Here is a 14,666-nt window from a genome sequence, read left to right on the forward strand (position 1 = left end):
CTGGAAACCTATGGAGGGACTCGTGGGAGTCAGCCTCAGCAAGGGCGGCAACGTCTCGCTGACCAAGGAGGCCCCTGGCCTCACCGCCGTGACCGTCGGTCTGGGCTGGGACGTCCGCACCACCACCGGTACGGACTTCGACCTCGACGCCAGCGCCATCCTGGTGAGCGAGGAGGGCAAGGTCCGCAACGACCAGGACTTCGTCTTCTTCAACAACCTGAAGAGCGCCGACGGCTCGGTCGAGCACACCGGTGACAACCTCACCGGTGAGGGCGAGGGCGACGACGAGCAGGTCAAGGTCAACCTGGCCGGCGTGCCGGCCGACGTGGCCAAGATCGTCTTCCCGGTCTCGATCTACGACGCCGAGAACCGCCAGCAGTCCTTCGGCCAGGTGCGCAACGCCTTCATCCGCGTCGTGAACCAGGCCGGCGGCGCCGAGATCGCCCGGTACGACCTCTCCGAGGACGCCTCGACCGAGACCGCCATGGTCTTCGGCGAGCTCTACCGTCACGGCGCGGAGTGGAAGTTCCGCGCCGTCGGCCAGGGGTACGCCTCGGGCCTGCGCGGCATCGCGCAGGACTTCGGCGTCAACGTCTGAGCCGAACCGATCGAACCGTCCGGCGCCGCACCTCGCGTGCGGCGCCGGACGTGCCTCATCACCACCGGGGAGGAACCGAATCATGGGCGTCACGCTCGCCAAGGGAGGCAACGTCTCCCTCTCCAAGGCCGCACCCAACCTGACCCAGGTCCTCGTGGGGCTCGGCTGGGACGCGCGCTCCACCACCGGAGCCCCCTTCGACCTCGACGCCAGCGCCCTGCTGTGCCAGGCCGGCCGGGTGCTCGGAGACGAGTACTTCGTCTTCTACAACCAGCTCCGCAGCCCCGAGGGGTCCGTCGAACACACCGGCGACAACCTCACCGGCGAGGGTGACGGGGACGACGAGTCCCTCATCGTGGACCTCACCAAGGTGCCGGCCCACTGCGACAAGATCGTCTTCCCGGTGTCGATCCACGACGCCGACAACCGGGGCCAGAGCTTCGGCCAGGTCAGCAACGCGTTCATCCGCGTCGTGAACCAGACGGACGGCCAGGAGCTCGCCCGGTACGACCTCTCCGAGGACGCCTCCACGGAGACCGCGATGATCTTCGGCGAGCTCTACCGCTACAACGGCGAATGGAAGTTCCGGGCGGTGGGCCAGGGGTACGCGTCCGGGCTTCGGGGCATCGCTCTAGACTTCGGGGTCAACGTTTCGTAAAGCCTGTAATTTCACGATGGGGTAGACAGTGATTCTGAAAACCTTCGGCTGGTCGTTCGCGATCACTGTGATCGGCCTGGCCGTGGCGGTGGCCTACGGGGGGTGGGAGGCGTTCGGGATCGTCGCGATCCTCTGCGTCCTCGAAATCTCCCTGTCGTTCGACAACGCGGTGGTCAACGCCGGAATCCTGCAGAAGATGAATGCCTTCTGGCAGAAGATCTTCCTCACGGTCGGCGTGCTCATCGCGGTCTTCGGCATGCGCCTCGTCTTCCCCGTCGTGATCGTCGCCATCAGCGCGAAGATCGGCCCCATCGAGGCCGTCGACCTCGCGCTGAACGACGCCGACAGGTACCAGGAACTGGTGACCGACGCGCACCCGTCGATCGCCGCGTTCGGTGGCATGTTCCTGTTGATGATCTTCCTCGACTTCATCTTCGAGGACCGTGACATCCAGTGGCTGCGCTGGATCGAGCGCCCGCTCGCCAAGCTCGGCAAGGTCGACATGCTGTCGGTCTGCATCGCCCTGGTCGTCCTGCTCGTCACCTCCATGACCTTCGCGACCCACGCCCACCAGCACGGCGGCGCGCACGTCGACAAGGCGCAGACGGTCCTGGTCTCCGGCATCGCCGGCCTCATCACCTACCTCGTCGTCGGCGGCCTCTCCGGCTACTTCGAGAACAGGCTGGAGGAGGAGGAGGAGCGCGAGCACGAGGCCGAGGAAGAGGCCAAGCGCACCGGCAAGAAGGTCTCCGCGGTCCAGCTCGCCGGCAAGGCCGCCTTCTTCATGTTCCTCTACCTGGAGGTCCTCGACGCCTCCTTCTCCTTCGACGGCGTCATCGGCGCGTTCGCCGTCACCAACGACATCGTCCTGATGGCGCTCGGTCTGGGCGTCGGCGCCATGTACGTCCGTTCGCTGACGGTCTACCTGGTCCGCCAGGGCACCCTCGACGACTACGTGTACCTGGAGCACGGCGCCCACTACGCGATCGGCGCCCTGGCCGTGGTCCTCATGGTCACCATCCAGTACGAGATCCCCGAGGTCGTCACCGGCGGCATCGGCGTCGTGCTCATCGCCTGGTCCTTCTGGTCCTCCGTCCGCCGCAACAAGCGGCTCGCGGCGGCCGAGGGAGGGTCGGGCCCCTCGGACGACAAGACCGAGGTGCCGTCCGGGGTGTGACACCCCCGGCAGCGAGGAACGCTTCACTGCGGGGCGGCCGACGACCGGCCGCCCCGCAGGCATGTGCGGTGTGGGACGACAGTGGGGGGTGAAGGCGGCATGGCCTTCTGGGACAACCTGTTCCCGACGAGGACGGCACAGTTCGACTCGGGCAGCGCCGCGTCGAACGCGATCGACCTGACGAAACGGCGCCCGACCGTCTCGCTCACCAAACAGGGCGCCGCCACCGGCAACCTCCGGGTCAACCTCTCCTGGCGGATGCGCACCTCCGACATCGAGGGCCGCTCCCGGCAGAGCGGACGGCTGCTGCGGAACCCGGCCCAGTTCTTCAAGCCCGAGGTCGTCCAGGCCCACACCCAGGGCATGGTCAACGTCGACCTCGACCTCGGCTGCCTCTACGAGCTCACCGACGGCAGCAAGGGGGTCGTGCAGCCGCTCGGCAACTTCTTCGGCGACCTCAACGCGGCCCCGTACGTGAAGCTCAGCGGTGACGACCGCTTCGGAGGCTCCTCGGGCGAGACGATCTTCGTCAATCTGGACCACCGGGACGAGATCAAGCGACTGCTGTTCTTCGCGTACATCTACGACCAGACGCCGGCCTTCGACCGCACGCACGCCAAGGTCACGCTCTACCCGAGCAACGGCCCCCGGATCGAGATCGAGCTCGACGAGCGCGCCCCGCAGGCCCGCTCCTGCGCCGTCTTCTCCATGGAGAACGTCAAGGGCGAGCTGACCGTCCGCCGCGAGGTGCGGTTCGTGTACGGCTTCCAGGCCGAACTGGACCGGCTGTACGGCTGGGGACTCCAGTGGGGGCGCGGCTACAAGACCAAGGCGTGACGCCCGCCCCCGTCGGCTCAGGTCCGGACGAACTGCGGCCCCATCGGCGGCATGCGGAACTCCGGCGCCGGGTTCTGCTCGGGGGCGGTCACCGGCTGCGGGTAGCCGTAGGCGGGGGCCGGGGCGTTCACCGGCTGTCCCCCCGGGCCCTGCGGGTAGCCGTAGGCGGGCGCCCGGTCCGGCACGGGCGGCAGCCGGTCCGGCATGGGCGGCACGGTCGGCCGCGGCGGAACGGGGGTGTGGGCCACGGTCAGGTCGGAGTCAGAGGAGCCCCCGGAGGCCTCCTGCGCGCCGCCCTGGAGGTCCTGGCCGTCCCGGCCCTCCGCCGCGTCCTCGTCGACCGAGATGCCGAAGTCCGTGGCGAGACCGACGAGCCCCGTCGGATAGCCCTGACCCACCGCGCGGAACTTCCAGCCGTCCCCGCGCCGGTACAGCTCGCCGCAGATGACCGCCGTCTCCTCGCCGGTCTCCGCCGTCACGTCGAACAGCGCCAACGGCTCGTGCTCCGCCCCGGCCGCCGCGTCGTACAGCAGGATCCGCAGGTCGGAGACGGAGCGGAAGGTGCCGCCGTCGGAGGAGGCCGCGATCACCACGCGGTCGACCGAGACGTCGAGCCCGGCCAGATCGGCCTCCACGGTGTCCGTCAGGCCTTCGGGGACCCGCTTCTTCGGCAGCCGCCGCACCAGCCCCGAGGGGTGGCGGGGCTGGTTGTAGAAGACGAAGTCCTCGTCGGACCGCACGCGGCCGGAAGGCCCGAGGAGCAGGGCCGAGGCGTCCACGTCGGGGACCCCGGGGCCCGGGGTCCAGCGGAGCACGGCCCGTACGGCCGCGGTGTCGAGAGGGACGTTGGAGCCCTTCTGCATCGCGTGCGTCATGACCGCAATCCTGCCCTCCCGTCCGACCCGCGGACAACGCGGGGGCACTCCCGACATCGGGGCGGGGCGACGGATGTCGGCGGGTCACCCGAATTTCACATGCCCGGGGAACTACGGACACCCGCACCTACGTACTATTACCGGCCACGCGTCATCAGGGCCGGAGAGGCAGACGGGGGACTCACATGCGTCATTTCGGGCACATCCCGTCCGCGGTACGGGACGGGCTGTTCCACCGGCAGCCGGCCGACTTCACGGCCGACTCGCCCGCGCGCACGCTCGCCGTGGCCCTGGGCGCCACGCTCTACAGCCCGGCCACCCGGCCCCGGCTCGCCGACGCGGTGCGCAAACAGGCCGGGCGCGGAGTGGTCTCCATGGTGCTCTGCCTGGAGGACTCCATCGGTGACGCCGAGGTCGAGGCGGGCGAGGAGAACCTCGTCCGGCACTTCGCCGACCTCGCCGCCGGGACCGGGACGGACGCCGACACCGCCCCGGACCTGCCCCTGCTCTTCATCCGGGTCCGCGAACCGCGCCAGATCACCGAGCTCGTCGACCGCCTCGGCGCATCCGTCCGCCTGCTGTCCGGATTCGTCCTGCCCAAGTTCACCGAGGCCCGCGGCCACGCCTTCCTCGAAGCGCTCGTCGAGGCCGAGCGGACGACCGGCAGGCGCCTCTTCGCCATGCCCGTCCTGGAGTCCCCCGAGCTCCTCCACCTGGAGACGCGGGCCGAGACCCTCGCCGGGATCGCCTCGATCACCGACAAGCACCGCGACCGCGTCCTCGCCCTCCGCCTCGGCGTCACCGACTTCTGCTCCGCCTACGGGCTGCGCCGCTCGCCCGACATGACCGCCTACGACATCAAGATCGTCGCGAGCGTCATCGCCGACGTCGTCAACGTCCTCGGCCGCTCCGACGGGACCGGCTTCACCGTCACCGGGCCCGTCTGGGAGTACTTCCGCCCCGGCGAGCGCATGTTCAAGCCACAGCTGCGCCGCAGCCCCTTCCTCGAAGGCCGCGCCGAGGACCTGCGCACCGCCCTGATCGAGCACGACCTCGACGGCCTGCTGCGCGAGATCGAACTCGACCGGGCCAACGGCCTGCTCGGCAAGACCTGCATCCACCCCACCCACGTGGTGCCGGTGCACGCCCTCTCCGTGGTCAGCCACGAGGAGTGGAGCGACGCCCAGGACATCCTGCGGCCCGAGCAGGACGGCGGCGGCGTGCTCCGCTCCGCCTACACGAACAAGATGAACGAGGTGAAGCCGCATCGCGCGTGGGCCGAGCGCACCCTCCTGCGCGCCGAGGTCTTCGGCGTCGCCAAGGAGGACGTCGGCTTCGTGGATCTGCTCACCGCCGGCCTGGCCGGCTGACGAAGGGACGTCGACGACGTGGTGTGGACCGGAACGTGGGTCGCGGAGCGACTGGGCGTCGAACTGATCGGCGGCGAGGAGCTACCGTCCCTGTTGGGCCTCGCACTGCGTCGCAACCCCAAGCGCGCGCACCTGCTGGTCTCCAACGTGCTCGGCAAGCACGTGCCGCAGCGGCCCTCGCTCGTGTACGGCTCCGGCCTCGCCCTCGGCCGGCGCGTCCGCGGGCTCCTCGGCGACGAGGAGGCCGCCCGGTCCGTCGTCCTCGGTTACGCGGAGACCGCCACCGCCCTCGGGCACGCCGTCGCCGACGGCCTCGGCCTCGCCCCGTACCTCCACTCCACCCGCCGTCCGGTGGCCGGAGTCGCCCGCGCGGGCGGCTTCGAGGAGTCCCACTCCCACGCCACCTCGCACCTCCTGCTGCCCGAGGACCCGAAGCTCCTCGCGGGCGACGGCCCCCTCGTCCTCGTCGACGACGAGTTCTCCACCGGCAACACCGTCCTCAACACCGTCCGCGCCCTGCACGAGCGCTACCCGCGCGAGCGGTACGTCGTCGTGGCCCTCGTCGACATGCGCTCCGCCGCCGACCTCGGCCGCCTGGACGCCTTCGCGACGGAGATCGGCGCCCGCGTCGACCTGATCGCCGGCGCCGCCGGCACGGTCCGCCTCCCGGACGGGGTCCTGGAGAAGGGCCGGGCGCTGGTGGCGGAGCACGAGAAGGCGTACGGGACGGAGGCCGGTCCCGTGCGCGGCGTACCACGGGAAGCACCCGTACGGGTGGACCTCGGCTGGCCCGAGGAGCTCCCCGACGGCGGCCGGCACGGCTTCACGACCGAGCACCGGGAGCGCCTGGAGGCGGCGCTGCCGGCGATGGCGAACAGGATCGCGGAGGCACTCCTCACCGGGGAGGCCCGGGAGGAGGCCCCGGGGGCGGCCCAGGAGCCCCGGGAGGCGCCCCGTACCGCGGGGACGGGGCAGGAGGCCCGGGAGGCGGGCCAGGAGGGCCAGGAGGCCCGGGAGGCGGACGCCACGCCGGGGCAGGTCCCCGTCGCGCCGCCCGCGGGGCCCCGCGTGCTCGTCCTCGGCTCCGAAGAGCTGATGTACGCGCCGCTGCGCCTCGGCACCGCCCTGGAGGACGCCGGCCACGACGTCCGCTGCTCCACCACCACCCGCTCACCCGTCCTCGCCGTCGACGACCCCGGCTACGCGATCCGCACCCGACTCGTCTTCCCGGCCCACGACGACCCCGCCGACGGGCCCGGCGAGCGCTACGCCTACAACGTCGCGGGCGCCGGTTTCGACGCCGTCGTCCTCGTCGTCGACTCCACCGCCGACACCCCGGCCCTGCACGCCCCGGACGGACTGCTCGCCCAGCTCGCCGCGCACGTCCCGCGCGTCGTGCTCGCGGTGATCCCGTCCCACACCCCCACGGCCTCCGTCACCGAAGCTCCCGACGCTCCCGAAGCTCCCGAAAGGAGCTCCATGCTGCCCGAGCCCCTCCGCGGCCCCGCCTTCTCCTCGTACGCCCCCGAAGAGGTCGGCTGGCTGCTCCAGGACCTCTCGGACGTCGAACTGGAGGCCCCCACCGAAGAACGGGAGGAGGCCATCCAGAGCGGCGGCGCCCACTACGCCGAGTCGCTCCCCGTCGAGTACCAGCCCAGCGAGCGCTACCAGGAGCTCTTCCACGCCGCCCTGGAGAGCTCCGCCGCCCGGATGGCCCGCGCCGTCGGCACGGTCACCGAGACCGTCCTCGCCGAGCGGTCCGCGCGCCCGGTCCTGGTCTCCCTCGCCCGGGCCGGCACCCCCGTCGGCGTCCTCATGCGCCGCTGGGCGCAGGCCCGCCACGGCCTCGACCTCCCGCACTACGCCGTCTCCATCGTGCGCGGCCGCGGCATCGACGCCAACGCGCTGCGCTGGCTCGCCGCCCACCACGACCCGGCCGACGTCGTGTTCGTCGACGGCTGGACCGGCAAGGGCGCCATCACCCGCGAACTCGCCGAGGCCCTCAGGGAGTTCAAGGGCTTCGACCCGGAGATCGCGGTCCTCGCCGACCCCGGCTCCTGCGTCCGCACCTACGGCACCCGCGAGGACTTCCTCATCCCCTCCGCGTGCCTCAACTCCACGGTCTCCGGACTGATATCGCGTACGGTCCTCCGCTCCGACCTCGTCGGCCCCGACGACTTCCACGGCGCCAAGTTCTACCGCGAGCTGGCCGGGGCCGACGTCTCCGGGCCCTTCCTCGACGCCGTCGCCGCCCGCTTCGACGAGGTCGCCGCGACCGTCGACACGGACGTCAAGGAGCTCCTGACCACCGACCGCACCCCCACCTGGGAGGGCTGGGCGGCCGTCGAGCGGATCAGCGAGGAGTACGGCATCCACGACGTCAACCTGGTCAAGCCGGGCGTCGGCGAGACCACCCGCGTCCTGCTCCGCCGCGTCCCCTGGAAGATCCTCGCCAAGCGGGGCGCCGACGCCGACCTCGCCCACGTCCGACTGCTCGCCGAGCAGCGCGGCGTACCGATCGAGGTGGTCGACGAACTCCCGTACAACTGCGTGGGACTGATCCACCCCCAGTACACGAAGGGTGCGACAGGCGCCGACGGCAAGGCGGTGGTGTCCCAGTGAGCACGTCCGTGAGCGCCAAGACCCTGGTCGCGAGCGACCTCGACCGCACCCTCATCTACTCGACCGCGGCCCTCGCCCTCGGCATGCCGGACGCCCAGGCGCCCCGGTTGCTCTGCGTCGAGGTCCACGAGTCCAAGCCGCTCTCCTACATGACCGAGGACGCGGCCGCCCTCCTCGCGCGGCTGACCGCCGAGACCGTCTTCGTCCCCACCACCACGCGGACGCGCAAGCAGTACCAGCGCATCCAGCTCCCGGGCACCGCGCCGGCGTACGCGATCTGCGCCAACGGCGGGCACATCCTCGTCGACGGCGTCTCCGACCCCGACTGGCACGCGTCCGTCCTGCGCAGGCTCGACGACGAATGCGCGCCGCTCTCCGAGATCCGCGCCTACCTCACCGCCACCACGGACCTGTCCTGGGTGCGCAAGCACCGGGTGGCCGAGGACCTCTTCGCCTACCTCGTCGTCGAGCGGGAGCGACTCCCCGAGGACTGGCTGGACCGCTTCGGCGGCTGGGCCGGCGACCGCGGCTGGACCGTCTCGCTCCAGGGCCGCAAGGTGTACGCCGTGCCGAAGCCGCTCACCAAGAGCGCGGCCGTCCGCGAGGTCGCCCGCCGCACCGGCGCCACGCTCACCCTGGCCGCCGGGGACTCCCTCCTCGACGCCGACCTGCTGCTCGCCGCCGACCGCGCCTGGCGCCCGGGCCACGGCGAACTCGCCGACAGCGACTGGACGGCACCCCACCTCGACGTCCTCGCGGAGCGCGGGGTGGCGGCGGGGGAGGAGATCCTCCGCCGCTTCCGGGCGGCCGCAACGGGCTGACGGGGACGCGGCCGGCCGGCTGACCAGCGGGCACGACCGCCCGACAGGAGGTCACGACCGGCCGGAGCGAAGAGTACGGCCGACAGCTCGGAAGGAAGGATCAGCCGCAGCAGCCCCCGCCGCAGCAACCGCCGCCGCCTCCGCCCCCGCTCGGGGCGGGTGCGGCACCGGCGGAACCGCCGACGGCCACGGCCGACAACAGCTTCACGGTGTCGTCGTGCCCGGCGGGGCAGGCGGCCGGAGCGGAGGACTCGGCCATGGGACGGCTGAGCTCGAAGGTGTCGTCGCAGGTGCGGCAGCGGTATTCGTAACGAGGCATGGGAACAGGCTAACGGCGGGAGGCGTACGCCATCAGTGCCCGGCGCCCCGCTCCTCCCGGATCTGTCCGACGACCCGCGCGGCGGCGGCGCGGACGGCCTCCAGCTCGGTCAGGAAGTGCCAGTAGTCCGGGTGGCGGCCCTCCAGACCGTCCACGGCCCGGTCGAGCCGGGCGACGGCGTCGTCGAGGGGCCGGGCGTGGCGGGGGTCGGGCGTGTTCCGCCCGGCCATCGCGAGCCGCTGGGCGTCCCGTACCGCGAACCGCGCCCGGTCGACCTCGGCCTTCGGGTCCTTCGCGACGGCGTCCAGGCGGCGCAGCCGGTCCCCGGCGGCCGAGACGGCCTCGTCGGTCGAGTCGAGCAGGGCGCGGGCCGTGGAGAGCAGCGAGGTCGCGTCGGGCCAGCGCTGCTCGGTCCGCGCCTTTCCGGCCTCGGCGAGCCGCTCCTCGGCCTGCCGGAGGGTCACGACGGCCTGCTCCGGCACGTGCTGGAGGTCCTGCCAGCAGGCGGCCGAGTACCGCCGGCGCAGCTCGGAGAGGACGGGCTCGACACCTCCCGCGCGGGTGGTGAGCGCCTCGGTGCGGGTACGCAGGGACACGAGCCGCTTGTCGATCTCGGCGGCCCGCTCGGGCAGCCGCGCGGCCTCGGTCCGTACGGCCTCGGCGTCCCGCAGCACCCGGTCGGCGCGCTGGAGCGTCTCGGCGACGCCGTGACGGCCCGCGCCCTCGTTGAGACGGGTCAGCTCGGGCCCGAGCGCGGCGAGTCGCGCGGCCAGGTCGTCGGCGCGCAGCCCGCTCTCCCGGGCGCCGTCCAGGGCGCCGCTCGCGCTCCGCAGCGCCTGCCGGGCCCGCTCGACGGCGGGCGCGAGCCGGGCGAGCTGGGTCTCGGCACGCCCGAGGAGCGGAGCGAGCCCCTCCTCGAACCGGTCCAACTCGCCCTTGACGCGGTCGAGCTCCTCCTTGGCCCGGGTCAGATCGGCGCGGGCGCGCGAGGCGGTGGCGGCGTCCAACTCGTCCCGGTCGAGATCATGCGCGTCGACGGCGCCGATGTAGCCGTGACTGACCTCGTCGATCCGCCGCCCGAGCGCCTCGAACCCCTCGACGGCGCGACGCGCCTCCGGCGAGCCGTCCACGGCGGTGATCGTCTCGATGGAGATGCGCAGCCCGCGCTGGGCGGTGTCGAGCTCGTAGAAGGCGGCCGCGGCGGCGTCCTTGGCGGCCTGCGCCTCGGCCCGCTGCCCCTCGCCGCGCCCGCCGAACCAGCGGCGGGTCCCGCCGCCCGCGAAGGCCTGCGGCAGCAGCGCGCCCACGAGCAGGGGCAGCGCGAGCGCCAACCGGAACGCGGAGGGACCCCTGGGCGCCGATGTGCCCCCGGGGGGTGTCTTGTCGCTCGCCGCCACGTACTGCTCCCCGTGCTGTGTCCGCCGTGCCCGGTCCGGTTCATTCTCCCACCCGGTAAGGACGAACACACGGCCCGGTCAGTTCACCGTACGGACGGTGACGTCCCCGTTGTCGCTGCGCAGGCTCACGACGTGCCCGCTGCCGTCGCGGCGGGGCACGTCGAGCCGGACGTCGCCGTTGTCACTGGAGCCGGAGGCCGCGTACTCGGCCCTGGGCACCGTCACGGTCACGTCGCCGTTGCCGGTGACGACGTCGACCTTGCGGGGGACGGAGCCGAGGGCGATGCGCACGTCCCCGTTGTCGGACCGTGCGGAGACCTCGGGCGAGGTGACGGAGTCCTCGACGCTCACGTCCCCGTTGCTCCCGCCGAGATCGAGCACCCCACTGGCCTTCCGCACCCGCACGTCCCCGTTGTCGGACCGCACCTTCAGGGGCGTGGTGAACCCCTCGGCGGTCACGCCCCCGTTGTCGTCCTCGACGGTGACGGCGACGCCCCGGGGCACCCGGATCCGGTGCACGGCACCGCAGCCGGCCGCGACGGCGTCGCACTCCACCCGCAGCGTGAGCCGCCCGTCCACCAGCTTCCAGTCGGCTTCGGGCCCGGTCCCCATGAACACCCACCCGTCGACCTGCCGCTCCACCCGCACGTCGTCGACGTCGGCGGGCGTGATCACCAGCTCGGAGTTGTCCGAGTCGACGGTGAGCGCGTCCCCGTCGAACGCGAACGTCTTCCGCTCCACCGGCGCCCCCGCGACGTCGGCGCCGCACCCCGCCAGCACGAGCACGGCGACACCGGAAGCGAGCAGCGCACGGGAAGTGCGGCGTACGACCATGACGATCAATCCCCCAGAAACGACGTCCACGACCCCCCGACCGTAGGACCCCACCACCCCCCACCACGATCCGGCGACCCACCGCCCGGGGGGTGGGGCTATCCCCCCGCCCCCGTCCGTTTGCGACACCCGCCCACCGGCCATGTAGGCTGTTGCCTCTTCCACGGGTGCGTAGCTCAGGGGTAGAGCGCTGCTCTTACAAAGCAGATGTCGGCGGTTCGAAACCGTCCGCGCCCACCAGTAGGTAACACGACAAAGGCCCAGGTCACCGGTACTGAACCGGGAGCCTGGGCCTTGTCCGTTCCCTGGCCGGGAAGGCGGGGGAGGGGCGCCGTGCCAGTTACGTGCCAGATGCGTCGCCGGACTCGCCCGGCCGGACCTTCTTGATCTGCTCATCCACATGGGCGGCGATGGCGTGGTCACGCCCGTTCACCAGGTGCTGGTAGATCAGCGCGGCCCGCACCGACGAGTGCCCCATCCGCTGCATCAGCTCACGCGTCGTGGCACCGCCGGTCGCGGCGAGGGTGTTCCCGGTGTGGCGCAGATCGTGGAAGTGGACGTCGCGGAGGCCGGTGTCCTTCAGGGCCCGCAGCCACAGCCGGCGGAAGTTGTTCCGGCGCAGCTGCCCGCCGCGGGCTCCGGTGAAGACCAGCCCAGTCCGCCCCGGCTCGGCGTAGACGGCGAGATGAGTAGCCAGGCTCTCCGCCAGCGAGGCAGGGAAGGCGACGGTACGCACACCGGCCGCGCTCTTGGGTGTCTTGACCAGGATCCCGTCGGTGCGGGTCTCTGCCAGAGAACGCCGTACGGCGACGGTTCGCCGGTCAAGGTCGACGTCATGGCGCTGAAGCGCGGCAAGCTCTCCGAAGCGGAGGCCGGTGAAGGCCGCCAGCAGGATGAACACCCGGAAGCGCGCCGGCACGGCGTCGGCGAGCTGGAAGACCTCGGCGACGTCGAGGAACGGCCGCTCAGCCGTCTTGGACGCTCCGGCGCCCTTGATACGGCAGGGGTTGCGCTGGATCAGCTCGTCGTCGACCGCGGTGTTCATGATGGCGCGGAGGATCTGATACGCCTTGGCGACCGTCGGCTCACCGACCCCCGACTCCAGGAGGCCGGCACGCCAGCGACGGATCTGCGGTGTCGTGATCTCGCTAAGGACCACGTCCGCGAAGGTCGGCAGGATGTGGAGGCGTAGTGCGCTGCCGTTGCGTTCGCGGGTGGTTGCCGCATAGTCGCGTTCCTTGAACCAGGCATCGGCGTACACCCCGAAGAGAACCTTGTCGTCCGGGTTCTTCCACTTGCCGTCGATGATCTCCGCTTCCTTGCGGACGAGCCACCGATCGGCATCGGTCTGCGAGGCGAACGTCTCGGGCGCGGATCGCGTCAGCCCGTCCGGTCCCTGATAGCGAGCCTGGAATCGCCCGGAGGGCAGCTTGCGCACCGCACCGAAGCGGCGACGCTTTCCCTTGCTGTTCGCCATCAGGCCACCGCCGCGAATCGGCGACGAGTGGTGATCGGCTGGACGGTGTGGGCGAGGACGAATTCCTCCAGGGCCCGCTCAGGAATGCGGACATGCCGCCCCACTTTGACGAAGACGATCCGGCGCTCGGCGATGAGTCGGCGCGGGAACCTCTCGGTGGTGCCGAGGAGTTCGGCGGCCTGGCCCACGGTCAGCAGTCGGTCGGTCATGCGGTTACTCCTTCCAGGGCGAGTTGGTCGCGTAGGGCTTCGCGGGCGGTCTCGCGGTTGAGCTGGATGTCCCGGGCGATGGAGGCGGCGAGGGCGGCCTCACCGGGGGAGTGGCCCTGGCCGACGTAGGACCAGGAGGTGAGGACGAGGACGGTGTCCGGCTCGACGTCGTCGAGGCCGCGGGCGGTGCGCTCCTGGGCGGCGCGGTAGTCGGCGCGGGTCTGGCGGAGTTCGCCCAGGGTGGTGGAGTACTGGCGGGACTTGGTGGAGAAGTGGCCCCGGAAGCCGAGCATGTGGGCCCAGGCGAGGAGGCGGCGGTCGGGGTAGAGCGGGTCGAGGTCGAAGCAGGCTTCGACGAGGCGGCGGGTGTGGTCGGGGACGCCGAGGAGGACCAGGGCCTCACGGTTGCCGATGCGCCGGTCGAGGCTGCCGGTGGTCTCCGCGGCTTTGGTGGCGTATTTGGCGATGTAGGAGGCGACGGCCTGTTCGGTGATGTCGGAGCCGTCGCCGAAGGCTTTGACGGGGCGGATGTCGAGCTGGGTGCCCCAGCGGAGGCGACGTAACGGCTGATCGCCAGCGCCGGGGACAGTCACGATCGTGTACGCGTGGGTGGCGGCGGCGCGGATGGCATCCGTGAGGCGCTCGGTGGTCGCCCACGACGGCGGCGGGGAGTCGGGACCGTCCGGGCCGTCGATGCGGACGACGGCGTGGAAGTGGACGGCGCCGCGCTTCTGGAACTCGGCGACCTTCCCGTACGAGATCCGGGCGACCTCCTTCAGTTCCCTCTGCGAGAGGCCGGCCGTGGCGGCGATCTCCCGGCGGAGTCGATTCGTGAACCTCTGCCAGAGCTGCCCGGCGTGGTTGTTGAAGAGGACGGCAGCGGCGTAGTCGTACGACTCGGGGTCGAGCGGCGTGCCGAGGGCGGTGTCGTCCTCGGCGTGGCGGACGCCGCAGCGACAGGGCTGGGTGCCGGGGCGGTTGTGGACCGGTCCGAAGGAAGGGGCGGTGAGGGTGAGGAAGACGCGGGGGTGTTCGCGGACGGTGGCGGGGATGTCCCGGGCGCTGTCTCCGGCGAGGCCGGCGCGGATGAGGTGGTACGTGTCGCCCGCGTACGTCCACGCGCAGGCGGGGCAGCGGGAGGCCCGGCGGTTGCCGCACGCGATCCGGAGCCGGGCGCCCGGTTCGGTGTCGGTGGAGTACCGGTGGAGGGTCTCCCCGGTGCTCTTGTCGCGAGTGAGGGTCCAGCCCTGGAGGTGGATGGGGTGGGAGCAGCCGCCGGTGCGGTGGATCTGTTCCTTCCAGCGGTCGAAGCCGGGGGACCCGGCCACCCGGAGCATGTCGCCCAGGGTGGCGGTGTCGAACCCCGTCGACGAGGCGGCTGGGACGGTCATCATGGAGTGCTTCCTTCTGGTTCTGCGAGCTGGCTAGGGGCGGGGCTTCCGGGCGGCGGAGACTTGGCGGTTGAGCCGCCC

General features: G+C 71.8%; 14 protein-coding genes and 1 tRNA gene. 8 read left to right on the top strand and 7 right to left on the bottom strand.

Translation table 11 applies throughout. The annotated features are described in order from the left end of the window. The first annotated feature begins 22 nt into the window (after window positions 1-22). The 4 genes from ACZ66Z_RS22950 (at window position 23) to ACZ66Z_RS22965 (ending at window position 3,270) form a co-directional block, all read left to right on the top strand. The gene (locus ACZ66Z_RS22950) at window positions 23-598 is read left to right on the top strand and encodes a TerD family protein (RefSeq protein ID WP_030210761.1); all 576 of its coding nucleotides are present in this window, start codon (window positions 23-25) and stop codon (window positions 596-598) included. Window positions 599-680: 82 nt separating this feature from the next. Beyond that, the gene (locus ACZ66Z_RS22955) at window positions 681-1,256 is read left to right on the top strand and encodes a TerD family protein (protein WP_125663907.1); all 576 of its coding nucleotides are present in this window, start codon (window positions 681-683) and stop codon (window positions 1,254-1,256) included. 28 nt (window positions 1,257-1,284) lie between these two features. Next, entirely contained in the window at window positions 1,285-2,433 is a 1,149-nt protein-coding gene (locus tag ACZ66Z_RS22960; protein WP_469936745.1) for a DUF475 domain-containing protein, read from the top strand. Between the two features lie 99 nt (window positions 2,434-2,532). Further along, window positions 2,533-3,270: a TerD family protein gene (locus ACZ66Z_RS22965; protein ID WP_469936747.1), complete on the top strand. Its 738-nt coding sequence runs from the start codon at window positions 2,533-2,535 to the stop codon at window positions 3,268-3,270. Window positions 3,271-3,287: 17 nt separating this feature from the next. Here ACZ66Z_RS22965 and ACZ66Z_RS22970 read toward each other — a convergent pair whose 3' ends face one another. After that, window positions 3,288-4,154 (bottom strand): TerD family protein, encoded by an 867-nt coding sequence (locus ACZ66Z_RS22970; protein WP_469937005.1) that lies wholly within the window; start codon window positions 4,152-4,154, stop codon window positions 3,288-3,290. Window positions 4,155-4,330: 176 nt separating this feature from the next. On the opposite strand from ACZ66Z_RS22970, the gene ACZ66Z_RS22975 reads away from it, so the two are divergent. The 3 genes from ACZ66Z_RS22975 to ACZ66Z_RS22985 are packed head-to-tail and all read left to right on the top strand — an operon-like array spanning window position 4,331 to window position 8,958. Beyond that, entirely contained in the window at window positions 4,331-5,515 is a 1,185-nt protein-coding gene (locus ACZ66Z_RS22975; RefSeq protein ID WP_469936748.1) for an HpcH/HpaI aldolase/citrate lyase family protein, read from the top strand. A gap of 18 nt (window positions 5,516-5,533) precedes the next feature. Then, complete coding sequence (locus tag ACZ66Z_RS22980) at window positions 5,534-8,137, top strand: phosphoribosyltransferase (protein WP_469936749.1); 2,604 nt, start codon at window positions 5,534-5,536, stop codon at window positions 8,135-8,137. An 8-nt stretch (window positions 8,138-8,145) separates the two neighbouring features. Beyond that, window positions 8,146-8,958: an HAD family hydrolase gene (locus ACZ66Z_RS22985; RefSeq protein WP_469936750.1), complete on the top strand. Its 813-nt coding sequence runs from the start codon at window positions 8,146-8,148 to the stop codon at window positions 8,956-8,958. A gap of 100 nt (window positions 8,959-9,058) precedes the next feature. Here the strand turns inward: ACZ66Z_RS22985 and ACZ66Z_RS22990 are convergent, their stop codons facing one another. The 3 genes from ACZ66Z_RS22990 to ACZ66Z_RS23000 form a co-directional block, all read right to left on the bottom strand. Further along, window positions 9,059-9,277: an FmdB family zinc ribbon protein gene (locus ACZ66Z_RS22990; RefSeq protein WP_469936752.1), complete on the bottom strand. Its 219-nt coding sequence runs from the start codon at window positions 9,275-9,277 to the stop codon at window positions 9,059-9,061. Window positions 9,278-9,309: 32 nt separating this feature from the next. Continuing rightward, window positions 9,310-10,608 carry a hypothetical protein gene (locus ACZ66Z_RS22995; protein WP_469936754.1) on the bottom strand — a complete coding sequence of 433 codons (1,299 nt, stop codon included), beginning with the start codon at window positions 10,606-10,608 and terminating at the stop codon, window positions 9,310-9,312. A gap of 144 nt (window positions 10,609-10,752) precedes the next feature. Continuing rightward, window positions 10,753-11,508, bottom strand: coding sequence for a DUF4097 family beta strand repeat-containing protein (locus ACZ66Z_RS23000; protein ID WP_469936756.1), 756 nt, complete (start codon window positions 11,506-11,508; stop codon window positions 10,753-10,755). Between the two features lie 165 nt (window positions 11,509-11,673). On the opposite strand from ACZ66Z_RS23000, the gene ACZ66Z_RS23005 reads away from it, so the two are divergent. Further along, window positions 11,674-11,748: transfer RNA gene (locus ACZ66Z_RS23005), tRNA-Val, on the top strand. Between the two features lie 100 nt (window positions 11,749-11,848). Here the strand turns inward: ACZ66Z_RS23005 and ACZ66Z_RS23010 are convergent. From ACZ66Z_RS23010 to repSA, 3 genes are read right to left on the bottom strand one after another with little or no spacing between them, the layout of a single operon-like run. Beyond that, window positions 11,849-12,985 carry a tyrosine-type recombinase/integrase gene (locus tag ACZ66Z_RS23010; RefSeq protein WP_469936758.1) on the bottom strand — a complete coding sequence of 379 codons (1,137 nt, stop codon included), beginning with the start codon at window positions 12,983-12,985 and terminating at the stop codon, window positions 11,849-11,851. Next, on the bottom strand, window positions 12,985-13,194 hold the full coding sequence (locus ACZ66Z_RS23015; RefSeq protein WP_385605330.1) for an excisionase family DNA-binding protein: 210 nt from the start codon (window positions 13,192-13,194) through the stop codon (window positions 12,985-12,987). Before ACZ66Z_RS23015 ends, ACZ66Z_RS23010 begins: the two co-directional genes overlap by 1 nt. Further along, window positions 13,191-14,588, bottom strand: coding sequence for a replication initiator protein RepSA (gene repSA, locus ACZ66Z_RS23020; protein WP_469936760.1), 1,398 nt, complete (start codon window positions 14,586-14,588; stop codon window positions 13,191-13,193). Before repSA ends, ACZ66Z_RS23015 begins: the two co-directional genes overlap by 4 nt. Window positions 14,589-14,666 lie beyond the last annotated feature (78 nt).

This window comes from Streptomyces sp. NPDC107498 (assembly GCF_055582805.1).